This is a genomic window from Kitasatospora sp. NRRL B-11411 (assembly GCF_000721345.1).
GTDB lineage: Bacteria > Actinomycetota > Actinomycetes > Streptomycetales > Streptomycetaceae > Kitasatospora > Kitasatospora cineracea.
This window is the reverse complement of sequence record NZ_JOGH01000007.1, coordinates 100,718-123,785: the sequence shown is the minus strand read 5'-3', so window position 1 is coordinate 123,785 and position 23,068 is coordinate 100,718. Positions and strand designations below refer to the sequence as shown.

The following is a 23,068-nucleotide window of genomic DNA, read 5'->3' as shown; positions in this document are numbered from 1 at the left end:
CTGCAGGGGGGACCCTGTGGGAGAGTAGGACGCCGCCGAACAATCATTCAAGAAAGGGCTCCAGCCGTCAGGCTGGGGCCCTTTCTGCATTTCCGGGCCGGGCCGGGAGTATTGCCGGGTGGGGCGGTGCACGGCACACTGTGGCGTCATGGTCGTGCAGCAGGGCGAGGGGGCCGGTGGCAGAGCCGGTCGGGGCGAAGACGACTTTCGGGCGTTCTACGAGGCGGCGTACGGGCAACTGGTGGCGCATCTGTACGCGCTGACGGGGGATCTGGGTGAGGCGCAGGACGCTGCCCAGGAGGCGTTCGTGCGGGCCTGGAACCACTGGGGGCGGCTGGTGTCGCACGAGAATCCGGTGGCGTGGGTGCGGTTGACGGGGCAGCGGATCGCGATCAGCAGGTGGCGGCGGGCCCGGACGGCGTTGCAGAGCTGGATCCGGCACGGGGACGGGCAGTCGCCGGTTCCGGGGCCGGGGCCGGAGACGGTGGCGTTGGTGGAGGCGTTGCGGCGGTTGCCGGAGGCGCAGCGGTCGGCGTTGGTGTGGCACCACATGGGGGGTCGTTCGGTGGCGGAGATCGCTGCGGACGAGGGAGTGCCGGTGGGGACGGTGAAGGCGCGATTGCACCGGGGGCGGCAGGCGTTGGCGGTGTTGTTGGGGGAAGAGCCGGCGGTGGTCGTCGAGGAGCCGGTGGGCGCGCCGCTGCGGCCGGTTCGGGCGGCTGCCGCGGGTGAGGGGCGGGGCGTGGCGGAGCAGCGGACGGCGGGGGGCGACAGCGGTGAAGGGGGGCCGGTGGCGGTGGTGTTGACGGGGGAGCAGGTGCGGGTGGCGGAGGACTGCGGGTCGCATGTCTAGGTCCGAACTACCGGAGGTGGACGAGGCGGAGGACCGTCCGGCGATCGGGGCTGCCCGGTTGGAGGCGATGTTCGACGGGCTGCGGCGTGAGGTGGTGCTGCGGGTGCCGGCGCCGGAGAGCGCGGAGGTGGTGCGGCGCGGGTCGCGGCGCAGGCGTCGGCGTCGGGCGGGTGCGGTGGTCGGGGCGGGGGTGCTGGGTGTCGCGGCGCTGTGGACGACGGTGTCGGTGGTGCCGGTGGGGGGCGAGCACGGGGTGGCGGGGGTGCCGGTGCAGCAGTCGGCGTTGCCGCGGCCGGGGGAGTCGGTGACGTTGGCGCTGCCGCAACTCCCTTCGCTCCCGCCGACCCTGACGCCGGCTCCGGTTCCGACGTCGACGGCGGGTACGGGCATGCGGTCGACCGCGGTTCCGGCCTGGGAGGTGCTGCCGTTGGAGTCGGCGGAGCCGGAGGTGCGGGCGCTGGCGTTGGGGGTGGCACGGCTGCCGCGGGTGCTGGGCGGGTACGGCCCGTGGGCGGTGGTGGCGTCGCCGGCGAGCCCGTCGGCGAGCGCCGGCCCCATGTCCTCCGCCACCGGCACCGCTACCGGCACGGCCACGGCCACGCCCTCCGGGACGGCGTCGGCACAGGATTCAGTACAGGCTTCGGTGTCGCCGTCCGCGGGCCCGGGTTCGCTGTTCGCGGAGGAGTGCCTGCCGTGGCTGGTGACGTCGGTGGGGGCGGAGCGGGTGTGGGGGGAGACGTACGCGGACGGTGGGACGGGCGGAGCGACGGCGCGTCAGTACGTGCTGAGCTTCGGGACGGTGGCGGACGCGGAGATCGCGCGGGCCCGGCTGCTGGGGGGCGGGGCGTGCGTGGACTCCGGTGCGGGTTGGACGGTGGAGGGTCGGGCGGTCGGGGTGGTGGCGCTGGGGATGCGGCAGCCCTCGGTGGCGGCGGAGGAGGTCGCGGTGCACCTCCGCGGGTCGAAGGTGGCGGTGCTGGTGGTGCACCGGGGCGGGCGCGGGGTGGCGCCGGAGGCGGGGGCGTCGGGCCCGTTCCGGGCTTCGGCGGCGGAGTTCCTGGCGCTGGGGGCGCCGGAGCAGTCGATCGTGCCGGTCGGCTGAGGACCAGGACAAGCACCAGCAGCACCAGGACGAGGGCAAGCGCAAGGACGAGGGGAACGGCAAGGAGCAGGAAGGCAGCACGCACGGGGGCTTTCGAAAAAAGTTCGGAATCCTGTGCAACCCGCCTGCTTCGGGCGGCGTTGGAGTGTTGGGACCGTCGCTGTGTGGGCGTCGGTCGAGGGGGGAAGCGCGGGGCCGGACGGCGGGGGCAGAACAGGGGACTGCCCCCACCGTCCGGCCCGGTGTCCTCCTGACAGGACCTGACAGAACCTGGCAGGACCTGGTGGGACGAGGCCGTGGTGAGCCGTCGGGCTCCGGTCGGAGGGGGTGGGCGTGGGGGTCGAGGCCGTGGAGGCGGTGCCGGATCTTGCGGAGCTGCGCAGGAGGGCGGCCGCGGAGGGGCCGCCGCCCGAGGAGGGCATGGTGGTGTGCGAGAACCTGGTGCGCATCCACCGTTCCGAGGGGGTGGAGGTGCAGGCCCTGCAGGGGCTGGACCTGGTGGTGGCGGACGGCGAGTTGATCGCGGTGGTCGGGGCCTCGGGTTCGGGGAAGTCGACGCTGCTGGGGATCCTCGCGGGGTTGGACGTGCCGACGGCGGGCAGCGCCCGGGTGGCGGGGCACGACCTGTTGGCGATGGGCAAGCGCGAGCGGCTGGACTTCCGGCGCCGGAAGGTCGGCTTCGTGTGGCAGCAGACGGCGCGCAACCTGCTGCCGTACCTGACGGCGGCGGAGAACGTGATGCTGCCGATGGGGTACGCGGGCGTGCCGCGGCGGGACCGGCGGCGGTTGGCGGGGGAGTTGCTGGAGCTGCTCGGGATCGGGCACCTGGCGGGTCGGCGGCCGGCCGAGTTGTCGGGCGGTGAGCAGCAGCGGGTGGCGATCGCGGTGGGGAACGCGAACTCCCCGGCGCTGCTGCTGGCGGACGAGCCGACGGGCGAGCTGGACAGTGCGACCAGCGAGGAGATCTTCGCGGCGCTGCGTTCGGTGAACGAGGAGTTGGGGGTGACGGTGCTGATCGTCACCCATGACCTTATGGTGGCGCAGGAAGTGCGCCGGACCGTGCGGATCCGCAACGGGCGGACCTCGACGGAGGTGCTGCGTCCCGAGCGGGGCGAGCCGGGGGTGGAGTACGCGGTGCTGGACCGGGTGGGCCGGCTGCAGTTGCCGTCGGACTTCACGGAGGCGTTGCAGCTCAGCCGTCGGGTGCGGTTGGCGTTGGAAGAGGACCACATCGGGGTGTGGCCGGCCGAGGAAGAGGTGCGCGGGTGAGCAGCGGGGCGATGGTGGTCGTGGAGGACGTGCACCGGACGTTCGGGGAGGGCGACCGGGCGGTGCACGCGGTGCGCGGGGTGTCGTTCACGGCGAAGGCCGGGGAGTTGACGGCGCTGCGGGGCCGGTCGGGTTCGGGCAAGACGACGCTGCTGAACCTGGTGGGCGGGCTGGACACGCCGTCCGCGGGGAAGATCAGCATTGCCGGGACGGACCTGGCGGGGCTGGACGAGGCGGGCCGGTTGGAGCTGCGGCGGGACCGGATCGGTTTCGTGTTCCAGTCGTTCGGCCTGATCTCGGTGCTGACGGCGGCGGAGAACGTCGGGGTGCCGATGCGGCTGCGCAAGGTGGCGGTGAAGGAGCGCGAGGAGCGGGTCCGGACGCTGCTGGCGATGGTGGGGCTGGCGGAGCACGCGGAGCAGCGGCCGACCGAGATGTCGGGCGGTCAGCAGCAGCGGGTGGCGGTGGCGCGGGCGTTGGCGAACGAGCCGGCGCTGCTGATCGCGGACGAGCCGACCGGTCAGCTGGACTCGGACACCGGGTTGGCGATCATGCAGTTGCTGCGCGCGGTGGTGCGCAGCGAGGGGGTGACGGCGCTGGTGGCGACGCACGACCCGCAGTTGATGGAGCTGGCGGACCGGGTGCTGGAGCTGCGGGACGGCAGGATCGTCGAGTCGTAGACCGGAGACCGGAGACCGGAGACCGAAAACCGGAAGGGGCGGGGCCGCCGCCGTGCAGTGGGCCGTCCCCGTCCCGAACGGGCGTCAGGGCGTCCAGAGTTCGCGGACCTGGTCGGCGATCCGGTGGCCCTGGGCCCGGCCGGCTTCGGCGGAGGGGGTGCGGACGGTGGTGTCGAGCGGGTTGGGGCCGGCGGCGGCGAGGGAGTCCTCGTCGGGGGTGACGGCGAGGACGTACTGTCCGGCGGCTTCGAGCAGGGCCAGTTCGGGGGCGAGGAACGGGTCGGCCATCGGGGCGAGGACCAGGACGACGGGCTGGCCGGTCATCAGGTCGGCGTTGTTGGAGCTGCGGATGCCGCCGTCCATGTAGCGGTGGCCGTCGATCTCGACGGTGGGCCAGATGCCGGGGACGGCGCAGCTGGCGGCGACGGCGTCGACCAGGGGGACGCCGCTGTGCCGGTCGAAGGTGCGGGGCCGGCCGGTGTCGGCGTCGACGGCGGTGAGGGTGAGCGGCCAGGCGGGCCAGTCGTGGCCGGGGAGGCGGCCGGCGATGACGGCGAGCCGGTCGGCGGCCGGGACGGTGTCGGCGGCGAGGGCGAACGCGCCGACGCGGCGGCGCAGTTCGTCGGGGTCGGTGATCTCGGTGAGCAGGCCGTGGAAGGTTTCGAAGAGGGCGGCGACGGCCTCGGCGGGCGGGACGATCTCGTGGTTCTGGGCGGTCGGGTCGGTCTGTCGGCGGTAGAGCTCGGCGAGCGGGAGGCCGGAGGCGAGTTGGCCGGCGACGGTGGCGCCGGCGGAGGTGCCGAGGACGTGGTCGGCGGTGCCGGGGAGGTCGAGTCCGGTTTCGGCGAGGCCGTGCAGCAGGCCGGTCTCCCAGGAGATGCCGGCGAGTCCGCCGCCGCCGAGTACGAGTCCGCGCATGGGTGGTTCTCCCTCGAATTGTTCGATTCCCCGGAATTCTGGCCCAATCGGCGGCGGTGGGCGTCAAGAAGTTGACAATTCTCGGCCCCGGCCCGTCTGATCAGCGGATATTGCGATTGGTGGCCGTAGTCTCTGACGCATGGTGCACACGGCCCGCGGCAGGCTGCGGATCTACCTCGGGGCGGCCCCCGGCGTCGGCAAGACCCACGCCATGCTGTCCGAGGCGCACCGGCGGCTCGAACGCGGCGCGGACGTGGTCGTCGGCTTCGTGGAGACCCACGGCCGGGTCCGCACCGCCGAGTTGCTGGAGGGCCTGGAGACCGTCCCGCGCCGGACGGTCACCCACCGGGGCGCCGAGTTCACCGAGCTGGACCTGGACGCGGTGCTGGCCCGCGACCCGGCGGTCGCGCTGGTCGACGAGCTCGCCCACACCAACGTCCCGGGCTCGCGCCACGCCAAGCGCTGGCAGGACGTCGAGGAGCTGCTGGCGGCCGGCATCGACGTGGTCTCCACCGTCAACGTCCAGCACCTGGAGTCGCTGGGGGACGTGGTCGAGGGCATCACCGGGGTCCGGCAGCGGGAGACCGTCCCGGACGAGGTGGTGCGCCGGGCGGACCAGATCGAGCTGGTCGACATGTCCCCGCAGGCGCTGCGCCGCCGCCTCGCGCACGGCAACGTGTACGCGCCGGACAAGGTGGACGCGGCGCTCGCGCACTACTTCCGGCCCGGCAACCTGACGGCGCTGCGCGAGTTGGCGCTGCTGTGGACGGCCGACCGGGTCGACGAGTACCTGCAGCGCTACCGGGCCGAGCAGGGCATCCAGGGCACCTGGCAGGCCCGGGAGCGGATCGTGGTCGGTCTGACCGGCGGCCCGGAGGGCGCCACGCTGGTGCGCCGGGCGGCCCGGATCGCGGCCCGCCACAGCGCGGGCGAGCTGCTGGCGGTGCACATCTCGCGCTCCGACGGGCTGACCGGCTCCTCCCCGCAGGCGCTGATCGAGCAGCGGGCGCTGGTGGAGAGCCTGGGCGGCAGCTTCCACTCGGTGCTCGGCGACGACCCGGCGGCCGGGCTGCTGGACTTCGCCCGCGGCGTCAACGCCACCCAGATCGTGATCGGCACCAGCCGCCGCAGGGTCTGGCAGTACGTGTACGGGCCGGGCGTCGGCTACACGGTGACCAGGGACTCCGGCGACATCGACGTCCACATGGTCAACCACGAGCACGCGGCGCGCGGCCGGGGCCGGATCCCGATCCGCAAGGTCACCGACCTGGGCCGGACCAGGACGGTCGCGGGCTGGGCGATCGGGGTGGTCGGGCCGCCGCTGCTGGCGCTGGCGCTCACGCAGCTGCACGGTCCGGGGCTCTCCACCGACATGCTGCTGTTCCTGTCGCTGACGGTGTGCGCGGCGCTGGTGGGCGGGCTGTTCCCGGCGATCGCCTCCGCGCTGGTGTCCTCCTCGGCGCTCAACTACTACTTCACGCCCCCCATCCACACCTTCACCATCGCCCAGCCGGAGAACATCGTCGCGGTGGCGATCTTCGCCGCGGTCGGCATCGCGGTCGCCACCGTGGTCGACCTGGCGGCCCGGCGCAGCCACGTCGCGGCCCGGGCCCAGGCCGAGGCGCAGACGCTGTCCGCGCTGGCCGGCACGGTGCTGCGCGGCGCACCCACCGGCGAGGGGGTGCTGACGGCGCTGCTGGAGCAGGTCCGGGAGACCTTCCAGCAGGAGGCGGTGGCGCTGCTGGAGCGTGCCGAGCCGCACGGGCCGTGGCAGGCCGCCGCCGCGGTGGGTCCGCGCCCGCCGGCCGGGCCGGAGCAGGCCGACGTGGACGTCCCGGTCGGCGAGCGGCTCGCGCTGGTGCTGCGCGGCCGGGTGCTGCCCGCCGAGGACCGGCGGATGCTCGGCGCGTTCGCCAACCAGGCGGCCGTCCTGCTGGAGCGCCGCCGGCTGGCCGGGGAGGCGGCCGCGGCCCGCCGGGAGGCGGAGGGCAACCGGATCCGCACCGCGCTGCTGGCCGCCGTCTCGCACGACCTGCGCACCCCGCTGGCCGGGATCAAGGCGGCGGTCTCCTCGCTGCGCGCCGAGGACGTCGAGTGGGACCCGGAGGACGAGGCCGAGCTGCTGGCCGGGATCGAGTCCGGCGCGGACCGGCTCGACCACCTGATCAACAACCTGCTGGACATGAGCCGCCTGCAGACCGGCACCGTCACCCCGCTGCTGCAGCCCACCGACCTGGACGAGGTGGTGCCGTTCGCGCTGGGCGGCGTGCCGCCGGGCAGCGTGCGCCTCGACGTGGCGGAGTCGCTGCCGATGGTGCGGGCCGACGCGGGGCTGCTGGAGCGGGTGCTGGCCAACCTGGTGGAGAACGCCGTCAAGTACGGGCCGCCGAACTCACCCGTCCTGGTGAAGGCGGATCTGCTGGAACGGGACGGCCGGGTCGAACTGCGGGTGGTCGACCGCGGACCGGGCGTCCCCGAGGAGGCCCGGGAGCGGATCTTCGCCCCGTTCCAGCGCCTCGGCGACGCCCCGCGCGGCGCCGGGGTGGGCCTCGGCCTGGCGGTGGCGCGCGGCTTCGCCGAGGCGATGGGCGGCACCGTCACCGCCGAGGACACCCCCGGCGGCGGGCTGACCATGGTGGTCTCGCTCCCCGCCGTCGAGCTGGCACTCCCCGACAAGCGAAAGGCCGGTCCCGCATGACCCGGGTCCTCGTGGTGGACGACGAACCGCAGATCGTCCGCGCCCTGGTGATCAACCTCAAGGCCCGCAAGTACGAGGTGGACTCCGCGCACGACGGCGCGAGCGCCCTGGAACTGGCCGCCGCCCGGCACCCCGACGTGGTGGTCCTCGACCTGGGCCTGCCCGACATGGACGGCGTCGAGGTGATCCGCGGCCTGCGCGGCTGGACCAGGGTGCCGATCATCGTGCTGTCCGCCCGGCACGCCTCCGACGAGAAGGTCGAGGCGCTGGACGCCGGCGCCGACGACTACGTCACCAAGCCGTTCGGCATGGACGAGCTGCTGGCCCGGATGCGGGCCGCCGTCCGCCGGGCCGAACCGGTCACCGCCGAGGGCGAGTCGGTGATCACCACCGAGGGCTTCACCGTCGACCTGGCCGCGAAGAAGGTCAACCGCCAGGGCGCGGACGTCCGGCTCACCCCCACCGAGTGGCACCTGCTGGAGGTGCTGGTGCGCAACTCCGGGCGGCTGGTCAGCCAGACCCAGCTGCTCCAGGAGGTGTGGGGGCCCGCCTACCGCAAGGAGACCAACTACCTGCGGGTCTACCTGGCGCAGCTGCGCCGCAAGCTGGAGGCGGACCCCTCGCACCCCCGGCACTTCATCACCGAACCGGGCATGGGCTACCGCTTCGAGCCGTGACGGAGCACCGGCGGACGGGTGATCGGGCCCACCCGCGGCCCTGCCGCCCGGCACCGGCGAACCGGTACCCTTCCGGCATGAGTGGTGACAACACCGGCGACCAGCCGCAGGGCCGTTTCCGCCGCATGCTGAGCCGGTTGACCTCCTCCTCCGAGGAGCTGGAGGCCGAGGAGCTGCGGCAGGACACCGCGGAGGCGGGCTGCACCCCGATCGCCGCCTGCGGCGACCGCGAGATCGTCACCGTCGCCGGCACCCTGCGCACCGTCACGCTCCGCCCGCGCGCGGGGGTGCCCGCGCTGGAGGCCGAGCTGTTCGACGGCACCGAGGCGCTGGACGTGGTGTGGCTGGGCCGGCGCTCGATCGTGGGCATAGAGCCGGGCCGCCGCCTCATCGCCAGCGGCCGGATCAGCCACGCACGCGGGCGCCGCGTGCTCTTCAATCCCCGCTACGAGCTGCGTCCGGTGGGACACGGGAGCGAGTCCGCGTGAGCAACGAGGCGATCAGGGTGACCGCACACGGTCCGAACGGCCCGCAGGACGACGGGCAGCCCGGGGTGTACGAGCAGCCCGCGGCCGAGCCGGAGCGGGACGCCTCGAAGGAGGCGGCCGAGACGGTGCTCAAGGCCTTCGGCGGCGTCCGCGGCATGATCGACATGACGCTGCCCGGCCTGGTGTACATCGTCGCGTTCAACATCACCCACAAGGTGCCGGTGGCCGCCTGGTCGGCGCTGGCGCTGTGCGCGGTGTTCGTGGTGCTCCGGCTGGCCCGCCGGGAGACCATCCAGCACGCCTTCTCCGGCGTGTTCGGCGTGGCGATCGGCGCCTGGATCTCGATGAAGACCGGCAAGGCCGAGGACTTCTACCTGCCGGGCCTGCTGTGGAACGTCGGCTACTGCCTGGCGCTGGCGGTCTCCGCCCTGGTGCGCTGGCCGATGATCGGCCTGATGCTCGGCCCGATCACCGGCGAGATGTTCACCTGGCGCAAGCAGAACCCCGGCCGGCTGGCCGCCTACACCAGGGCGACCTGGGCCTGGGTGCTGATCATGGGCCTGAAGCCGGTGATCCTGTTCCCGCTGTACTTCACCCACAACATCAACCTGCTGGGCTGGCTGAAGGTCGCGCTCGGCATCCCGCCGCTGCTGCTGGCGATGTACGTGACCTGGCGGATCCTGCTGACCGCGCCGCCGCCGATCAAGGCGGAGCTGGACGAGGACGAGGCGGAACCGCGGAAGTGACGGAGCCGCAGGAGTGACCGGAGGGCCCCGCGCACCGCGCGGGGCCCTCCGTCGTGGAGCGGGGCGGGATCAGCCGGCCAGCAGCGTCTCCAGCTCCTCCTCGCGCTCCTGGGCGGCGACGAACAGCAGCTCGTCCCCGGCCTCCAGGGTGTCGCTGCCGCCGGGGACCAGCACCCGGCCCTCGCGGATGATGGTCACCAGCGCGGTGTCCACCGGCCAGGCGACGTCGCCGACCCGGGTGCCGACCAGGGCGGTGTCCGCGGCCAGGGTCAGCTCGACCAGGTTGGCGTTGCCCTGCGAGAAGCGCATCAGGCGGACCAGGTCGCCGACGCTCACCGCCTCCTCGACCAGCGCCGACATCAGGCGCGGGGTGGAGACCGCGACGTCCACGCCCCAGGACTCGTTGTACAGCCACTCGTTCTTCGGGTTGTTCACCCGGGCGACCACCCGCGGCACGCCGTACTCGGTCTTGGCGAGCAGCGACACCACCAGGTTGACCTTGTCGTCGCCGGTGGCGGCGATCACCACGTGGCAGCGCTGCAGCGCGGCCTCGTCCAGCGAGGTGATCTCGCAGGCGTCGGCGAGCAGCCACTCGGCGAGCGGGACCCGCTCCACCGAGATGGAGTTCGGGTTCTTGTCGATCAGCAGGACCTCGTGGCCGTTCTCCAGCAGCTCCCCGGCGATCGAACGGCCGACGGCTCCGGCTCCGGCAATGGCGACGCGCATCAGTGACCAGCCTCCTCGGGGCCCTTGGCGAACGCCGCCTCGACCGCGGTCAGTTCGTTGCGGCGCAGCATCACGTGCACCAGGTCGCCCTCCTGGACCACCATCTGCGGGGTGGGCAGCACGCCCTCGCCGACCCGGGTGACGAACGCCACCCGGACGCCGGCGGCCTCCTCCAGCTCGGAGAGCCGGTGGCCGACCCAGGCGGGGGTGAAGGCGACCTCGGCGAGCTGGACCGAGCCCGACGGGTCCTGCCAGACCGGCTCGGCGCCGCTGGGCAGCAGCCGGCGCAGCATCTGGTCGGCGGTCCAGCGGACGGTGGCCACGGTCGGGATGCCCAGCCGCTGGTAGACCTCGGCGCGGCGCGGGTCGTAGATGCGGGCCGCGACGTGCTCGACGCCGAAGTTCTCCCGGGCCACCCGGGCCGCGATGATGTTCGAGTTGTCACCGCTGGAGACGGCGGCGAAGGCGCCCGCCTCCTCGATGCCGGCTTCCTTCAGGGTGTCCTGGTCGAAGCCGACGCCGGTGACCCGGCGGCCGTTGAAGCCCGCGCCGAGCCGTCGGAAAGCGGTCGGGTCCTGGTCGATGACCGCGACCGAGTGGCCTTGTTTCTCGAGCGTTCTGGCCAGGGCGGAGCCCACGCGTCCGCAGCCCATGATGACGATGTGCACGCGCCTACCTCACCCGATCCATTGGGGTCATGACCTGCGTAAACACCGCTCATCGTCCTTCCGTGCACCCGATTTCGGGGGCCACTTGTCGGCCGCGCCTGTGATCCGACGCGAGGGGGCAACTCGGTGTTGCCCGCAAACCCTTCTGCCGACACGCTAGCCGGTCCGCCGAACACAGTCGCGAGCAAGGTGGCCCCGCGAGGCATCCGGTGCCACCCGGAGCCCTTACGATCCCTTGTTGTGCCTATGCCTGCTGACCTACCGAAACGCATCCTGATCGGGCGTGCGCTGCGCAGCGACAAGCTGGGGGAGACGCTCCTCCCCAAGCGGATCGCGCTGCCGGTGTTCGCCTCGGACGCGCTCTCCTCCGTCGCGTACGCGCCCGAGGAGATCCTGCTGACGCTGTCGCTGGCCGGCGCCTCGGCCATCCACTTCTCGTGGCAGATCGGCGTCGTGGTCGCCATCGTGATGCTCGCGGTGGTCGCCTCCTACCGGCAGAACGTGCACGCCTACCCGAGCGGCGGCGGCGACTACGAGGTCGCCACCGTCAACCACGGGCCGAACTCCGGCCTGGTGGTGGCGAGCGCGCTGATGGTCGACTACATCCTCACCGTGGCGGTGTCGACCACCTCCGGCGTGGCCAACGTGGTCTCGGCGGTGCCCGCGCTGCGCGGGCACGAGATGGCGCTGTCGGTGTTCCTGGTCATCCTGCTGATGGGGATGAACCTGCGCGGCGTGCGCGAGTCCGGCTCGGCGTTCGCCGTCCCGACGTACGCGTTCATGGTCGGCGTCATGGGCATGGTGGTGTACGGCCTGATCAGGCACTTCGGGTTCGGGGCCGCGCTGCCCGCGGAGAGCTCCTCGTACCACCTGGCGGCGACGCCCGGGAACAGCTCGCTGGCCGGGTTCGCGCTGGTGTTCCTGCTGCTGAAGGCGTTCTCCTCGGGCTGCGCCGCGCTGACCGGTGTGGAGGCGATCTCCAACGGCGTCCCGGCGTTCCGCAAGCCGAAGAGCAAGAACGCGGCGACCACGCTGCTGATGATGGCCTCCATCGCCGTGACGATGTTCATGGGCATCATCTACCTGGCCCACCTGACCGGCACGCAGATGGCCGAGAACCCGGCCGAGCAGCTGATCGGCGCGCCCGCGGACTACCACCAGAAGACCGTGCTGGCGCAGATCTCCGAAGCGGTGTTCTCCAACTTCACGCCCGGCTTCTACTTCGTCGCCGCCACCACCGGCCTGATCCTGGTGCTGGCCGCCAACACCGCCTTCAACGGCTTCCCGGTGCTCGGCTCGATCCTCGCCCAGGACCGCTACCTGCCCCGGCAGCTGCACACCCGCGGCGACCGGCTCGCCTTCTCCAACGGCATCGTGCTGCTGGCCGGCGCGGCGATCCTGTTCATCGTGGCGTTCGGCGCCGACCCGAACCGGCTGATCCAGCTGTACATCGTCGGCGTCTTCGTGGCGTTCAACATGAGCCAGTCCGGCATGATCCGGCACTGGACCAGGCTGCTGAAGACCGAGACCGACCCGAAGAAGCGCGCCCACATGCAGCGCAGCCGGGCGATCAACACCTTCGGCCTGGTGATGACCATGGCCGTGCTGATCGTGGTGCTCGCCACCAAGATCGGCCACGCCTGGATCGCCATCGCCCTGATGGTCGTGCTGTTCGTCATGATGAAGGCGATCCGCCGCCACTACGACCGGGTCAACGCCGAGCTCAAGGCCGCCGAGGAGCCCGACGACGCCGCCCCGCCGACCCGGGTGCACGCCATCGTGCTGGTCTCCAAGATCCACAAGCCCGCGCTGCGCGCCCTCGCGTACGCCCGCCTCGCCCGCGCCCAGACCCTGGAGGCCGTCACCGTCAACGTCGACCCCGAGGACACCGCGGCGCTGCGGCAGGACTGGGACGAGCGCGGCCTCGACGTCCCGCTGAAGGTCCTGGACTCCCCGTACCGCGAGGTCACCGGGCCGGTGCTGGAGTACGTCAAGAACCTGCGCCGCTCCAGCCCGCGCGACGTCGTCGCGGTCTACATCCCCGAGTACGTGGTCGGCCACTGGTACGAGCACCTGCTGCACAACCAGAGCGCGCTGCGGCTCAAGGGGCGGCTGCTGTTCAAGCCCGGCGTGATGGTGACCTCCGTACCCTGGCAGTTGGAGTCCTCGGAGCGGCGCAAGCCGCCCAAGGCGTGGTCCGCGCCCGGCGCGGTGCGCCGCGGCGAGCCGCGGCGGCGGCCGGCGCCGGCCGGTTCGGCGAGTCCGGCCGGTTCGGCCGGTTCGACCGGTCCGGCCGACGAGGGCCGGGGCGGGACGGACACCGCGCCGCGCGACTGAGGCTCGCGCGGCCCGTCCGACCCCCGCATGGCCTTCAATGGGCCCGTGGCGGATCCTTCCCGGTCCGCCGCGGGCCGCCGTGTTTGCCGCACGGCGCGCTCCACCCGCTCCGCCCGCTCCACCCCGCTCGTCCTCCCGCTGTCTCCCGTAAGGAAGCGACCCCCGTGACCCGCAACAACCCGCCCCGCTCCTCCGGTCGCCAGGGCCGCCCCGGCCGCACGTCCGGCGCCAAGCCGGGGCAGGTCGCGCACCCGCGCTGGAGCAGCCGACCCGCCCGGCCGGAGGCCACCGACCGGGAGGGCAACACCGCCCGCAGCCTGCCGCCCGTGCCCGCCGAGCAGCGCCCCGCGAAGGCCGAGCAGGCTGCCCCGAAGACCGAGAAGGCGGCGAAGGCCGGGAAGGCCGCGCCGAAGACCGAGAAGACCGAGAAGGCGGCGAAGGCGGCGAAGCAGGCGCAGGGCGCTGCCGGGGGCACGGGCGGGAAGAAGCCGGCCCGGCAGGGGCGCAAGCCCGGGGCGGTGCGCCCGCCGAAGGTGCTGCGGCCCGCGCAGCCGGTGCTGCGGCAGCCCTCCGGGGACCCGCTGGTCGGCGAGCGCTACGAGGTCGAGGTCGGGCCGGTCGCGCACGGCGGGCACTGCGTGGCCCGGCACGAGGGCCGGGTGCTGTTCGTCCGGCACGCGCTGCCCGGCGAGCGGGTCGTCGTGCAGGTCACCGAGGGCACCACCACCTCGCGCTTCCTGCGGGCCGACGCGGTGGAGGTGCTGGAGGCCTCCAAGGACCGGATCGAGGCGCCCTGCCCGTTCTCCGGCCCCGGCAAGTGCGGCGGCTGCGACTGGCAGCACGTCACCCCCGGCGGGCAGCGCAAGCTCAAGGCCGCCGTCCTCACCGAGCAGCTCGCCAAGCTGGCCGGCCTCACCCCCGAGGAGGCCCGCTGGGACGGCTCGGTCGAGCCGGTCGGCGGCAAGCTCCCCGCGGGCGAGGTCCCGGCCTGGCGCACCCGGGTGCAGTACGCGGTGGACGAGGAGGGCGTGATCGGCCTGCGCAAGCACCGCTCGCACGACGTCCAGCCGATCGACCGCTGCCTGATCGCCGCGCCCGGCGTCAGCGAGCTCGGCATCGAGTCCCGCGACTGGACCGGGGTGGCCGCCGTCGAGGCGATCGCCGCGGCCGGCTCCTCCGACCGGCAGGTGATCCTGCGGCCGCGGCCCGGCGAGCAGCTGCCGCTGGTCGAGCTGGACCGCGAGACGTCCATCGCCCGGATCGACGAGCAGGACCTGTTCCACCGCGTCCACGGCCGCACCTTCGTCCGCGAGCGCGCCGCCGACCGCACCTGGCGGGTCTCCGAGGGCGGCTTCTGGCAGGTCCACCCCGAGGCCCCCGACACCCTGGTCGACGCCGTCCTCGCCGGGCTCGACCCGCAGTGGGGCGAGAGCGCGCTCGACCTGTACTGCGGCGTCGGCCTGTTCGCGGGCGCGCTCGCCGAGCGGGTCGGCGAGGAGGGCGCGGTGCTCGGCATCGAGTCCGGCAAGCAGGCGGTCGCCGACGCCCGGCACAACCTGGCCGCGCTGGAGCACGTCCGGATCGAGTGCGACAAGGTCGAGACCCTGCTGCCCCGCACCGGCATCACCTCCACCGACCTGATCGTCCTCGACCCGCCGCGGGCCGGCGCCGGCCGCGACACCGTCGCCCACCTCAGCTCCCTGTCCGCCCGCCGGATCGCCTACGTCGCCTGCGACCCGGCCGCCCTCGCCCGCGACCTCGCCTTCTTCCGCGAGGGCGGCTACCGCCCGGTCTCGCTGCGGGCCTTCGACCTGTTCCCGATGACCCAGCACTTCGAGTGCGTCGCCATCCTGGAGCCGGTCCGGTAACGGCGCACGGGGCACTCCACACGGGCGCGGGAGCCCTTCCCGCGCCCGTGCGGCGTTTCCGGGGACGGGCCGGGGAAAATCGGCGTTCGGCTTGAAGCGGTGATCGGGCCCGGCCCATCCTTGCAGCCATGCCGCTCGCTTCCCCGCCCGACGTGTCACACCTGTCCGACTACGCGCACGACTGGGCCCTGGTCGACGTCGAGACGTCGGGCCTGGTCGCCCGGCGCGACCGGGTCCTCTCGATCGCGGTGCTGACCTTCGGGCCGGACGGCGTCCAGACCGGTGAGTACGCGACCCTGCTCAACCCGGGCTGCGACCCCGGGCCGGTGCACGTCCACGGCCTGACGGCGGAGCGGCTGAGCGGTGCCCCGACCTTCGAACAGGTGGCGGGCCGGATCGGGGCGCTCCTCCAGGACCGCGTCATGGTGGCCCACAACGCCCAGTTCGACTACGACTTCCTGGCCCACGAGTTCGCCCGGGCCCGGCTCTACCTCCCCGTCGCGCAGCGCCTGTGCACCCTGGCCCTGAACCGGCGGGTGGAACCACCCGTCGCGAGCCTCAGCCTGGCCGCCCTGGCCGAGTACTACGGCGTGCCGCAGACCAGTGCGCACGACGCGCTGGACGACACGCGTGTCCTCGCGGGGATCTTCCGTTCTTCGCTGGCCGAGGCCGCACGGCTGGGCGTCCCGCTGCCACTGGTGGCCTGTCCGCCCCGGCAGGACGCGCAGTTCGCGCCGAAGCCGCCGAAGACCCCGTGCGCCTACCGGAATCCAGGACGTCCGGCGCCGGGGGACCCGCTGGTGCAGGGCATGAAGATCGCGGTCACGGGTGAGACCGCCACCTCCCGGGCGGAGCTGGTGGCTCGAGCCGTCGACGCCGGTCTGAACATCATGTCGTCGGTCAGTCGGCACACCGGCGTCCTGGTCACCAACGACTCGGCGTCGGGTTCGGCGAAGGCGCGGAGGGCGGCCGCTGAGGGCGTCACGGTCGTCGACGAGCACACGTTCCTCAAGCTGTTGGCGGACGTGAGACCGGGGACGCCGCACGAAGGGCCGACGAGGGGGAAGCCGTCGGTGGCGGAGCGCCCCGCTGCCCCCGCCGTGCCGAGCGCGGTTGCCGCACCGCCCGTTCCCAGCCCCGCCGAGGCGCCTGTTCCCAGCCCCGCCGAGGCGCCTGTTCCCAGCCCGGCCGAGGCGCCCCCGCGACAGCGGTCCGCCGCCTCGTACACGGCCAGGCCGTTCGGCCGTCGGCGGGTCCTGGTCCTCGGCGGCACCCACCAGGAGGCGTCCGTCGTGCGGGCCCGGGTCGTCGAACTGGGCGGGGCGGCAGCGATCAACCTCTCGGCCGGTGTCACCGACGTCGTCCTCCTCCCGGGCGGAGAGCTCGACCGCCGGATGGCCCGCGTCACGGCACTGGGGCTCCCGGTGCACCCGCAGGGCTGGCTCGGAACGCCCGTGGCGGAGCCGGCGGACGCCCCGGCCGGGAACGGCGCGGTGGCCGAGGTCCTGTCGCGCGGCGGAGTCATCGACCTGCCGACCTCGGGGCAGTGGCACGTGGCCGCCTCCTGGGCGCAGCTGGCGGACTGCGAGATCGACGTCGTCGCCTTCGTGCTCGACGAGGACGAACAGGTCTCCTGCGACGAGGACTTCGTCTTCTACGGCGCGCCGGAGAGCCCCGACGGATCCGTCCGGCTCCGCTGCGACGGCCCCACCGAGCAGAGCATCGCCGTCGACCTCGCGGCGCTGCCGCCCGCCGCCCACCGGATCGCGGTCGCCGCGGCCATCGACGGGGCCGAGACCTTCGGGAGCGTCGGGGCGGTCCAGGTGGTGCTCGCCCCGGGCGTCGACGCCCCAGCCGTCGCCCAGGCCACGCTGGACGCCGCCACCAGCGAGCGCACCCTGCTCCTGGCCGAGATCTACCGCCGGGGCCCGCGGTGGCGCTTCCGCGCCGTCGGCCAGGGCTACGACCACGGCCTGGAGGCGCTGGTGCGCGGGTACGGCGTCGAGGTGGAGTAGTCCCGGCGGGCGTCCGTCGTACTGGCGTGCGGCGGGGGGATCCGCTTGGCGGGCAAGGGAGTTGGCGGATCGAGACGGTTGGCCGGTTTTCGCGGGGGCGTGGGCGGACATGGTGGGGGAGCGGGGGAGCGGCCGGTTTGCGCCCTTGTTGTGCTAGCACCTCGGCGCTAGCGTTGAAGGATGGCCAAGAAGCAGCTGAACGTCAGGGTGGACGCGACCACCGCCGAGATGGCCCGCGAGCGGGCGGAGCAGCAGGGGATCAGCATGAACCAGTACATCGAACGGCTGGTGCAGCAGGACATGGGCGAGGCCGGGCGCAACTTCGTGGACGCCGCGGCGCAGTTCATGAAGGAGCACGAGGCGGTGTTCCTCGCCGAGTTCGGGTCGCCCGGCGAACTCCAGGACGTGCGCCGTTGAAGCTTGAGGTCGACCTCTCGTGGCTGCTCATGACCGCCGAGCAGTACACGCCCGGTGACCCGCAGGTCACCGACTACGGATCGCTGCTCGCGGCGATCACCAGGCACCAGGCCGAGGTCTTCGACATCGCGGTCTACCCCGAGCCGCAGGACCGGGCGGCGGCGCTGATGCACCAGCTGATCCGGGTCCCCGCGCTGGAGCGCAACAACGAGCTGTTCGCCACCGCCGTGGCCTACGCGTACCTGGTGGCCAGCGGCTGCCGGGTGGCGACCACCGCGCGGGAGGTGCGCAGCCTGGCCCGGGCGATCCGGGAGGGCAAGCTCGGCATCACCGGCGTGGCGGAGCGGCTGGCGATGTGGGTGGTCGACGAGTCGGAGGAGGAAGAGGTCGGCGACGACGGCGAGGAGTGAGGAGCCCCACCGGGCGGCCCCGACGCGTCAGGGGCCGGGAGAGCGACGAGGCGCCCGCGGGCGGGATACCCTCGACGTTCCCCCGGCCCCTGACGGTTCCCGGGCACCGAACGATCTGCGCCGAGGATGCGAGCGAGTTGCTGCAGGACATCGAGCCCTACCTGGTCTGCCCGCACTGCGCCCGCCCGCTGGCACTGGACGGCCGCACCCTGCGCTGCGCCGACGGCCACAGCTTCGACCAGGCCCGGCAGGGCTACGTGAGCCTGCTGGCGGGGGACGCCAAGCAGGGCACCGCCGACACCGCCGAGATGGTCGCGGCCCGCGGCGACTTCCTGGCGGCCGGCCACTACGCCCCGCTGGAACGGGCGCTGGCCGCGGCCGCCGCCGGGGTCGCAGCGGAGAGCGGACTGGTCGCGGACCTCGGCGCGGGCACCGGCCACTACCTGGCCCGGGTGCTGGAAGCCCGGCCGGACGCGGCGGGCGCGGCGCTCGACCTGTCCAAGTACGCGCTGCGGCGCGCCGCGAAGGCGCACCCGCGGATCGGCGCGGTGGTCTGCGACGCCTGGCGGCCGCTGCCGCTGCGGGACGGCGCCGCCGACGTGCTGCTGAACGTGTTCGCGCCGCGCAACGGCCCCGAGATGCGGCGGGTGCTGCGCCCCGGCGGCCGGCTGCTGGTGGCCGCCCCCACCTCCCGCCACCTGCGGGAACTGGTGGGCGCGCTGGGCCTGCTGTCAGTGGACGAGGACAAGGAGCGGCGGATCGGCGAGAAGCTCGGCCCCTGGTTCGCGCCGGTGGAGCGCACCGAGGTGGAGTTCGCGCTGCGGCTGTCGCGGGCGGACGCCGCCGCCGTGGTCGGCATGGGCCCGAGTGCCTGGCACACCGAACCGGCCGCGCTGGCCGCCGCGCTGGCGGCGCTGCCCGAACCGGTGGAGGTCACCGGTTCGGTGCTGGTCACCGCGTACGAGTGACGGGGCCGGGCGGCGCCGGGGACGGTTGGGACTCGAAGGGGTGAAAGGGCGTCAGGAGGGACGTTTCTGCACCTCAGGGCGCACCTAGAGTGCTCCGGGTGACCAGCGAAGCTTCCTTGGCCCCGCCCCTGCCTGCCGCCCCCCGCGAGGCGCGGCAGCCGTTCGTTCCGACGGTGGCGCCCGTTCCGACGGTGGCGCCCGTACCGGTGACGGCGCCCGCGACCGCGTCCGCGCCGGAGGTGAAGCGCCCCATCATCGAGGAGTTGCGGCTGACCTCCTTCAAATCCTACCGGCGGGCCGTGCTGCCGATGGCGCCGCTGACGGTGGTGCACGGGCCGTCCGGGGCGGGCAAGTCCAACGCGCTGGACGCGTTGAGCGTGCTCTCCCGGCTGGCCCTCGGGGAGGAGATCAGGCCCTCGCTGGACGGCGTCGGCGGCCCGCGCGGCCCGCTCGCCGCCCCCGTGCGCGGCGGGCTGATCGGCTGCGTGCCGCACGGGCGCAACGCGATCATCCTGGGCTGCACCGTGCGCTCCTGCGTCGGAACGATCCGGCTCGAAGTGGTGGTGCGCACCGACGAACGCGTCCGGATCGCCCGCGAACTGCTCACCCTGGACGGCCGGACCCTGATGGAGACCGGCGAACAGGACCTTGCCCGCGGCCGGGTCAACGTCACCTGGCACAACGACTCCCGGCAGGGCGACATCCGGGCCCCGCTGCCCAGCGGCAGCCTGATCACCGCCCAACTCCCGCTGCGGGTCGCCGGATCCTCCAAGGGCGAGCGCAAGGTGCTGGCCGCCGCCGAGCAGGTGCTCACCGCGCTGCGCGAGATGTTCGCGCTGCACCCCGTGCCGGCCGCGATGCGCGGCTGGGGGCGGCCCGAGCCGCAGGCCCGGTTGCGCGGTACCGCGGGCAACATCTCCGCGGTGCTCCACCGGCTGGAGCACGAGTGCCCGCGCCGCTGGGCCCGCCTGCTGCGCGCCGTCCAGGCCGCCGCCCCGCACCCGCTGCTCGGCCTCGGCGTCGCCCGCCGCGGCGAGGCCGAACGGCAGCGGCTGATCGCCGTCTTCGACGAGGGCGTGCTCGGCCGCACCGGCGCCGACCAGGCCTCCGACGGCATGCTGCGGCTGCTCGCCTTCGCTGCCGTCCTGCTCACCGGCGCGGCCGTGCTGGACGTCGACCCCGCCATCGAAGTACCGGACGCGCACCGCCAGTTGGTGCTGCTCGCCGAGGACGTCGGGGCGGGCCTGGCCGCCGAACAGGCCGCCGCCCTGCTCCGGCTGGCCCGCGAGGTCACCGGCAAGGGCGACATCCGGCTGCTGGCCACCCTCCAGGAACCCGGCGCGGCCCTCGGCCTGGACGGCGTCGAACTGGTCGAGTGCCGACGCGATCCGGCCACCGGCCACAGCCTGCTGCGCCGCACCGAGCCCGCCGCCCGGGTGCCGGTGCAGGGCGCGGCGCGCGGCGAGGACGCGGTGGTAGACCTGGGGGAATGAGCGACGAAGAAGAGCGGACGGTGCCGGACGCGGAGCCCGGGGCGGCGGTGTCCGGGGCGGTGCCGGGGAATGAGTTGACGGTGCCAGGGCCGGGGTTGACGGTGTCCGGGCTGCAGCGGCGGCTGGCCGAGTTCGCGGCCGCCCGCGACTGGCAGCAGTACCACACCCCGAAGAACCTGGCCTCGGCGCTGACCGTCGAGGCCGGCGAACTGCTGGAGATCTTCCAGTGGTTGACGCCCGAACAGGCCGCCGACGTGATGTCGGACGAACGGGCGGCGCACCGGGTCCGCGACGAGGTGGCCGACGTGCTGGCCTACCTGTTCCAGCTGTGCACCGTGCTGGAGGTGGACCCGCTGCGGGCGCTGGCGGAGAAGATCGAGCGCAACGAGAGCAGGTTCCCGGTGCCCTAGGGAGGGTTCCCGAAGTGCCGGGAAATCAGCCGGAATTCCCTCGTGCGGGGGACCCGGGTTGTCCACAGGGCCGGGTTGTCCACAGGTGCGCCGAACCCGCTGGGAGCAGCGCGCGGGCGGCGGCACGCTGATCCCCGTGACCGACCGCCGAAGGACGGCGGCGGTGGACGAGGGGAGCGCACCATGGAGGCGCTGCGGCTGATCAAGACCGTCCGGCACGCCCTGACCGAGGCCCGGACGACCGGCGACATCCTGCACGAGGCCTGGCAGTCCGGGCTGCTCACCGAAGCGGTGGGAGCCCGGATCGCCGACCACGACGGGGAGTCCTTCGCCACCCTCGGGCAGTTGCTCTGCGAGGCCGGCGCGCACACCGCGAGCTGCCTGCGGCAGCCACCCGAACCGGGCCTGGACGACCTGCCCGGCGGCCCGGTCGGGGTGTACCCGGAGTGGTCCGGGCCGACGCTGGTCGAGCGGTTCAGCGCGCTCGGCGAACTGGAGCCGGTGCTGACCGAACTCGCCCTGCTGCTGGAGCAGATGAACGAGAGCCTGGTGGTGCTCGCCTGCGGGGCCGAGACCGAGAGCCTGTACTGGAGCTGCATCGACGGGCTGGACGCCGGCTCCGAGTGCCGCGACCTGGTGGCCGAACTCCTGCGCGAGCAGCGGGGTCCAGCGGGTGCGCGGGCCCCGGACGACGGACCGGGAGAGCGGGCGGAGAGGGAGGAACGGGAGGAACGGGAGGAGGGCGGGGAGGACCTGTTCGGCGCGGGGGCGCCGGGTGCGGCCCGGCGGGAGGAGCCGAGGCTCGTGGTCCCGCTGGGCCCGCCGGTCCCGGCGGCGTGCGGCGCTCAGGTGCGGGGCGAACCGTCCGCCGGGGTGTCCTGCTCGCCGCGGGTGGCGGCGGAGCGCAGGTCGGAGTCGAGTCCGGCCAGGTCGGTGTTGATCGAGGCGAGCAGTTCCTGCATCTGCTCCAACAGCGACTTCGGGGTGGCGGGCGCGTCGCCGTCGGCGGTGTCCGCAGTGGGCGGCTCGGTCCAGGGCTCGGACATGAGGGGGCCCCTTCAGCTCGGTGGTGCGGTGTGAAGCGCCGGGGGTCGGCGCCGCCGGTCCAACGAGCCCCCGCCGCGCGCGGTCACCCCGGACCACCCGTTGAGGTCCAACCGGCGGCCCTGGTCAGCCGCAGGAGTGAGCCGAGTTTGCGGGGCCCGCCCCCGCTGGGCTACGGCGCCGGGCACGAGCGAGGCCCGGCCGTCGGGGCCGCCGGGACCGCCGTCGGCCGGGCTGCTGGGGAGCAGGAGCCCGGCCGACGGACGAACACCGCCTGACAGGAGGTCAGTTGTGCGAGTGCAGATCCGCGTTCAGACCGCCCCACGAACCGGAGCGGGCGATCACCTCGACCGCGCCCGACTGCGAGTTGCGGCGGAACAGCAGGTTGTCCTGGCCGGACAGCTCCACGGCCTTGGCCACCGAGCCGTCCGGGGTGGTGACCCGGGTGCCGGCGGTGACGTACAGGCCGGCCTCGACCACGCAGTCGTTGCCGAGCGAGATGCCGATGCCCGCGTTGGCGCCCAGCAGGCAGCGCTCGCCCACCGAGACGACCTGCTTGCCGCCGCCGGAGAGGGTGCCCATGATCGAGGAGCCGCCGCCGACGTCGCTGTGGTCGCCGACCACCACGCCCGCGCTGATCCGGCCCTCGACCATCGAGGTGCCCAGGGTGCCCGCGTTGAAGTTGACGAAGCCCTCGTGCATCACCGTGGTGCCCTCGGCCAGGTGCGCGCCCAGGCGCACCCGGTCGGCGTGGGCGATCCGGACGCCGGCCGGCGCCACGTAGTCGGTCATCCGGGGGAACTTGTCGATGCCGTACAGGGCCAGCTGCCCGCCCTCGGCGCGCACCGCCAGCCGGGCCCGCTCCACGTTGGCGACCGGGGTCGGGCCGATCGACGTCCAGGCGACGTTCGCCAGCAGGCCGAAGATGCCGTCCAGGCTCTGGCCGTGCGGCTTCACCAGACGGGAGGAGAGCAGGTGCAGCCGCAGGTAGACGTCGTGCGCGTCCAACGGCTTCTCGTCCAGCGAGGAGATCACGGTGCGCACCGCCACCACCTCGACGCCGCGCCGGGCGTCGGTGCGGAGCGCCTCGGCGGCGCCCGGGCCGAGCGCCAGCTCGGCCTCCTCGGCGCTCAGCCGGACGGTGCCGGACGGGCCGGGAGCGGCGGCCAGCTCGGGCGCGGGGAACCAGGTGTCGAGGACGGTGCCGTCGGCCGCGATGGTCGCCAGGCCGGCGGCCACCGCGCCGCTTGCGGGGGTGGAGGTTTCAGCAGTCACATCCCG

General features: G+C 73.8%; 21 protein-coding genes. 17 read left to right on the top strand and 4 right to left on the bottom strand.

Going from position 1 to position 23,068, the window contains the following annotated elements:
* Positions 1-148 precede the first annotated feature (148 nt).
* The 4 genes from IH44_RS0105700 (at position 149) to IH44_RS0105685 (ending at position 3,904) form a co-directional block, all read left to right on the top strand.
* Positions 149-853 carry a SigE family RNA polymerase sigma factor gene (locus IH44_RS0105700; RefSeq protein ID WP_063759550.1) on the top strand — a complete coding sequence of 235 codons (705 nt, stop codon included), beginning with the start codon at positions 149-151 and terminating at the stop codon, positions 851-853.
* The gene (locus IH44_RS0105695) at positions 846-1,955 is read left to right on the top strand and encodes a hypothetical protein (protein ID WP_030458293.1); all 1,110 of its coding nucleotides are present in this window, start codon (positions 846-848) and stop codon (positions 1,953-1,955) included. The genes IH44_RS0105700 and IH44_RS0105695 overlap by 8 nt, the downstream gene beginning before the upstream one ends.
* Positions 1,956-2,375: 420 nt before the next feature.
* Positions 2,376-3,224, top strand: a complete 849-nt coding sequence (locus IH44_RS0105690) for an ABC transporter ATP-binding protein (RefSeq protein WP_232794832.1) — start codon at positions 2,376-2,378, stop codon at positions 3,222-3,224.
* An 11-nt stretch (positions 3,225-3,235) separates the two neighbouring features.
* On the top strand, positions 3,236-3,904 hold the full coding sequence (locus tag IH44_RS0105685; RefSeq protein ID WP_232794831.1) for an ABC transporter ATP-binding protein: 669 nt from the start codon (positions 3,236-3,238) through the stop codon (positions 3,902-3,904).
* A gap of 84 nt (positions 3,905-3,988) precedes the next feature.
* On the opposite strand, the gene IH44_RS0105680 is transcribed toward IH44_RS0105685, so the two are convergent.
* On the bottom strand, positions 3,989-4,822 hold the full coding sequence (locus IH44_RS0105680) for a patatin-like phospholipase family protein (protein ID WP_030458290.1): 834 nt from the start codon (positions 4,820-4,822) through the stop codon (positions 3,989-3,991).
* A 139-nt stretch (positions 4,823-4,961) separates the two neighbouring features.
* Between IH44_RS0105680 and IH44_RS0105675 the strand changes: the two genes are divergently transcribed.
* The 4 genes from IH44_RS0105675 (at position 4,962) to IH44_RS0105660 (ending at position 9,431) form a co-directional block, all read left to right on the top strand.
* Positions 4,962-7,520, top strand: coding sequence for a sensor histidine kinase KdpD (locus tag IH44_RS0105675; protein WP_030458289.1), 2,559 nt, complete (start codon positions 4,962-4,964; stop codon positions 7,518-7,520).
* Positions 7,517-8,197, top strand: coding sequence for a response regulator (locus IH44_RS0105670; protein ID WP_030458288.1), 681 nt, complete (start codon positions 7,517-7,519; stop codon positions 8,195-8,197). The genes IH44_RS0105675 and IH44_RS0105670 overlap by 4 nt, the downstream gene beginning before the upstream one ends.
* Positions 8,198-8,274: 77 nt before the next feature.
* Entirely contained in the window at positions 8,275-8,685 is a 411-nt protein-coding gene (locus IH44_RS0105665; protein WP_030458287.1) for an OB-fold nucleic acid binding domain-containing protein, read from the top strand.
* A gap of 17 nt (positions 8,686-8,702) precedes the next feature.
* Complete coding sequence (locus tag IH44_RS0105660) at positions 8,703-9,431, top strand: DUF3159 domain-containing protein (protein WP_232794828.1); 729 nt, start codon at positions 8,703-8,705, stop codon at positions 9,429-9,431.
* Between the two features lie 69 nt (positions 9,432-9,500).
* Here IH44_RS0105660 and IH44_RS0105655 read toward each other — a convergent pair whose 3' ends face one another.
* Both IH44_RS0105655 and IH44_RS0105650 read right to left on the bottom strand, forming a co-directional pair.
* The gene (locus tag IH44_RS0105655; RefSeq protein WP_030458285.1) at positions 9,501-10,157 is read right to left on the bottom strand and encodes a TrkA family potassium uptake protein; all 657 of its coding nucleotides are present in this window, start codon (positions 10,155-10,157) and stop codon (positions 9,501-9,503) included.
* On the bottom strand, positions 10,157-10,825 hold the full coding sequence (locus tag IH44_RS0105650; protein ID WP_030458284.1) for a TrkA family potassium uptake protein: 669 nt from the start codon (positions 10,823-10,825) through the stop codon (positions 10,157-10,159). The genes IH44_RS0105655 and IH44_RS0105650 overlap by 1 nt, the downstream gene beginning before the upstream one ends.
* Before the next feature lie 246 nt (positions 10,826-11,071).
* Between IH44_RS0105650 and IH44_RS0105645 the strand changes: the two genes are divergently transcribed.
* The 9 genes from IH44_RS0105645 to IH44_RS46235 all read left to right on the top strand — a co-directional run bounded on the left by IH44_RS0105645 (position 11,072) and on the right by IH44_RS46235 (position 21,823).
* Positions 11,072-13,162, top strand: a complete 2,091-nt coding sequence (locus IH44_RS0105645) for an APC family permease (RefSeq protein ID WP_030458283.1) — start codon at positions 11,072-11,074, stop codon at positions 13,160-13,162.
* 536 nt (positions 13,163-13,698) lie between these two features.
* A complete protein-coding gene (locus IH44_RS0105640; protein ID WP_369794900.1) occupies positions 13,699-15,030 on the top strand; it encodes a class I SAM-dependent RNA methyltransferase in 1,332 nt (443 codons plus the stop codon).
* Between the two features lie 128 nt (positions 15,031-15,158).
* Complete coding sequence (locus IH44_RS0105635) at positions 15,159-17,045, top strand: TerD family protein (RefSeq protein ID WP_030458281.1); 1,887 nt, start codon at positions 15,159-15,161, stop codon at positions 17,043-17,045.
* A 180-nt stretch (positions 17,046-17,225) separates the two neighbouring features.
* Entirely contained in the window at positions 17,226-17,462 is a 237-nt protein-coding gene (locus tag IH44_RS0105630; protein WP_030458280.1) for a toxin-antitoxin system HicB family antitoxin, read from the top strand.
* Positions 17,459-17,872, top strand: coding sequence for a hypothetical protein (locus tag IH44_RS0105625; protein WP_030458279.1), 414 nt, complete (start codon positions 17,459-17,461; stop codon positions 17,870-17,872). Before IH44_RS0105630 ends, IH44_RS0105625 begins: the two co-directional genes overlap by 4 nt.
* 137 nt (positions 17,873-18,009) lie before the next feature.
* Positions 18,010-18,840, top strand: a complete 831-nt coding sequence (locus IH44_RS0105620) for a putative RNA methyltransferase (RefSeq protein WP_030458278.1) — start codon at positions 18,010-18,012, stop codon at positions 18,838-18,840.
* 98 nt (positions 18,841-18,938) lie between these two features.
* Positions 18,939-20,333, top strand: coding sequence for an AAA family ATPase (locus tag IH44_RS0105615; RefSeq protein WP_157852116.1), 1,395 nt, complete (start codon positions 18,939-18,941; stop codon positions 20,331-20,333).
* Entirely contained in the window at positions 20,330-20,743 is a 414-nt protein-coding gene (locus IH44_RS0105610; RefSeq protein WP_081966734.1) for a nucleotide pyrophosphohydrolase, read from the top strand. Before IH44_RS0105615 ends, IH44_RS0105610 begins: the two co-directional genes overlap by 4 nt.
* 183 nt (positions 20,744-20,926) lie before the next feature.
* Positions 20,927-21,823 carry a DUF6099 family protein gene (locus tag IH44_RS46235; protein ID WP_030458275.1) on the top strand — a complete coding sequence of 299 codons (897 nt, stop codon included), beginning with the start codon at positions 20,927-20,929 and terminating at the stop codon, positions 21,821-21,823.
* Positions 21,824-22,072: 249 nt separating this feature from the next.
* On the opposite strand, the gene dapD is transcribed toward IH44_RS46235, so the two are convergent.
* The gene (gene dapD / locus IH44_RS0105600) at positions 22,073-23,062 is read right to left on the bottom strand and encodes a 2,3,4,5-tetrahydropyridine-2,6-dicarboxylate N-succinyltransferase (RefSeq protein ID WP_030458274.1); all 990 of its coding nucleotides are present in this window, start codon (positions 23,060-23,062) and stop codon (positions 22,073-22,075) included.
* Positions 23,063-23,068: the final 6 nt, after the last annotated feature.

Bases quoted from the DNA above. Each gene is read 5' to 3' on its own strand.
- IH44_RS0105700 (WP_063759550.1), top strand. From the start codon at position 149: ATGGTCGTGCAGCAGGGCGAGGGGGCCGGTGGCAGAGCCGGTCGGGGC.
- IH44_RS0105695 (WP_030458293.1), top strand. From the start codon at position 846: ATGTCTAGGTCCGAACTACCGGAGGTGGACGAGGCGGAGGACCGTCCG.
- IH44_RS0105690 (WP_232794832.1), top strand. From the start codon at position 2,376: ATGGTGGTGTGCGAGAACCTGGTGCGCATCCACCGTTCCGAGGGGGTG.
- IH44_RS0105685 (WP_232794831.1), top strand. From the start codon at position 3,236: ATGGTGGTCGTGGAGGACGTGCACCGGACGTTCGGGGAGGGCGACCGG.
- IH44_RS0105680 (WP_030458290.1), bottom strand. From the start codon at position 4,822: ATGCGCGGACTCGTACTCGGCGGCGGCGGACTCGCCGGCATCTCCTGG.
- IH44_RS0105675 (WP_030458289.1), top strand. From the start codon at position 4,962: ATGGTGCACACGGCCCGCGGCAGGCTGCGGATCTACCTCGGGGCGGCC.
- IH44_RS0105670 (WP_030458288.1), top strand. From the start codon at position 7,517: ATGACCCGGGTCCTCGTGGTGGACGACGAACCGCAGATCGTCCGCGCC.
- IH44_RS0105665 (WP_030458287.1), top strand. From the start codon at position 8,275: ATGAGTGGTGACAACACCGGCGACCAGCCGCAGGGCCGTTTCCGCCGC.
- IH44_RS0105655 (WP_030458285.1), bottom strand. From the start codon at position 10,157: ATGCGCGTCGCCATTGCCGGAGCCGGAGCCGTCGGCCGTTCGATCGCC.
- IH44_RS0105645 (WP_030458283.1), top strand. From the start codon at position 11,072: ATGCCTGCTGACCTACCGAAACGCATCCTGATCGGGCGTGCGCTGCGC.
- IH44_RS0105635 (WP_030458281.1), top strand. From the start codon at position 15,159: ATGCCGCTCGCTTCCCCGCCCGACGTGTCACACCTGTCCGACTACGCG.
- IH44_RS0105630 (WP_030458280.1), top strand. From the start codon at position 17,226: ATGGCCAAGAAGCAGCTGAACGTCAGGGTGGACGCGACCACCGCCGAG.
- IH44_RS0105610 (WP_081966734.1), top strand. From the start codon at position 20,330: ATGAGCGACGAAGAAGAGCGGACGGTGCCGGACGCGGAGCCCGGGGCG.
- IH44_RS46235 (WP_030458275.1), top strand. From the start codon at position 20,927: ATGGAGGCGCTGCGGCTGATCAAGACCGTCCGGCACGCCCTGACCGAG.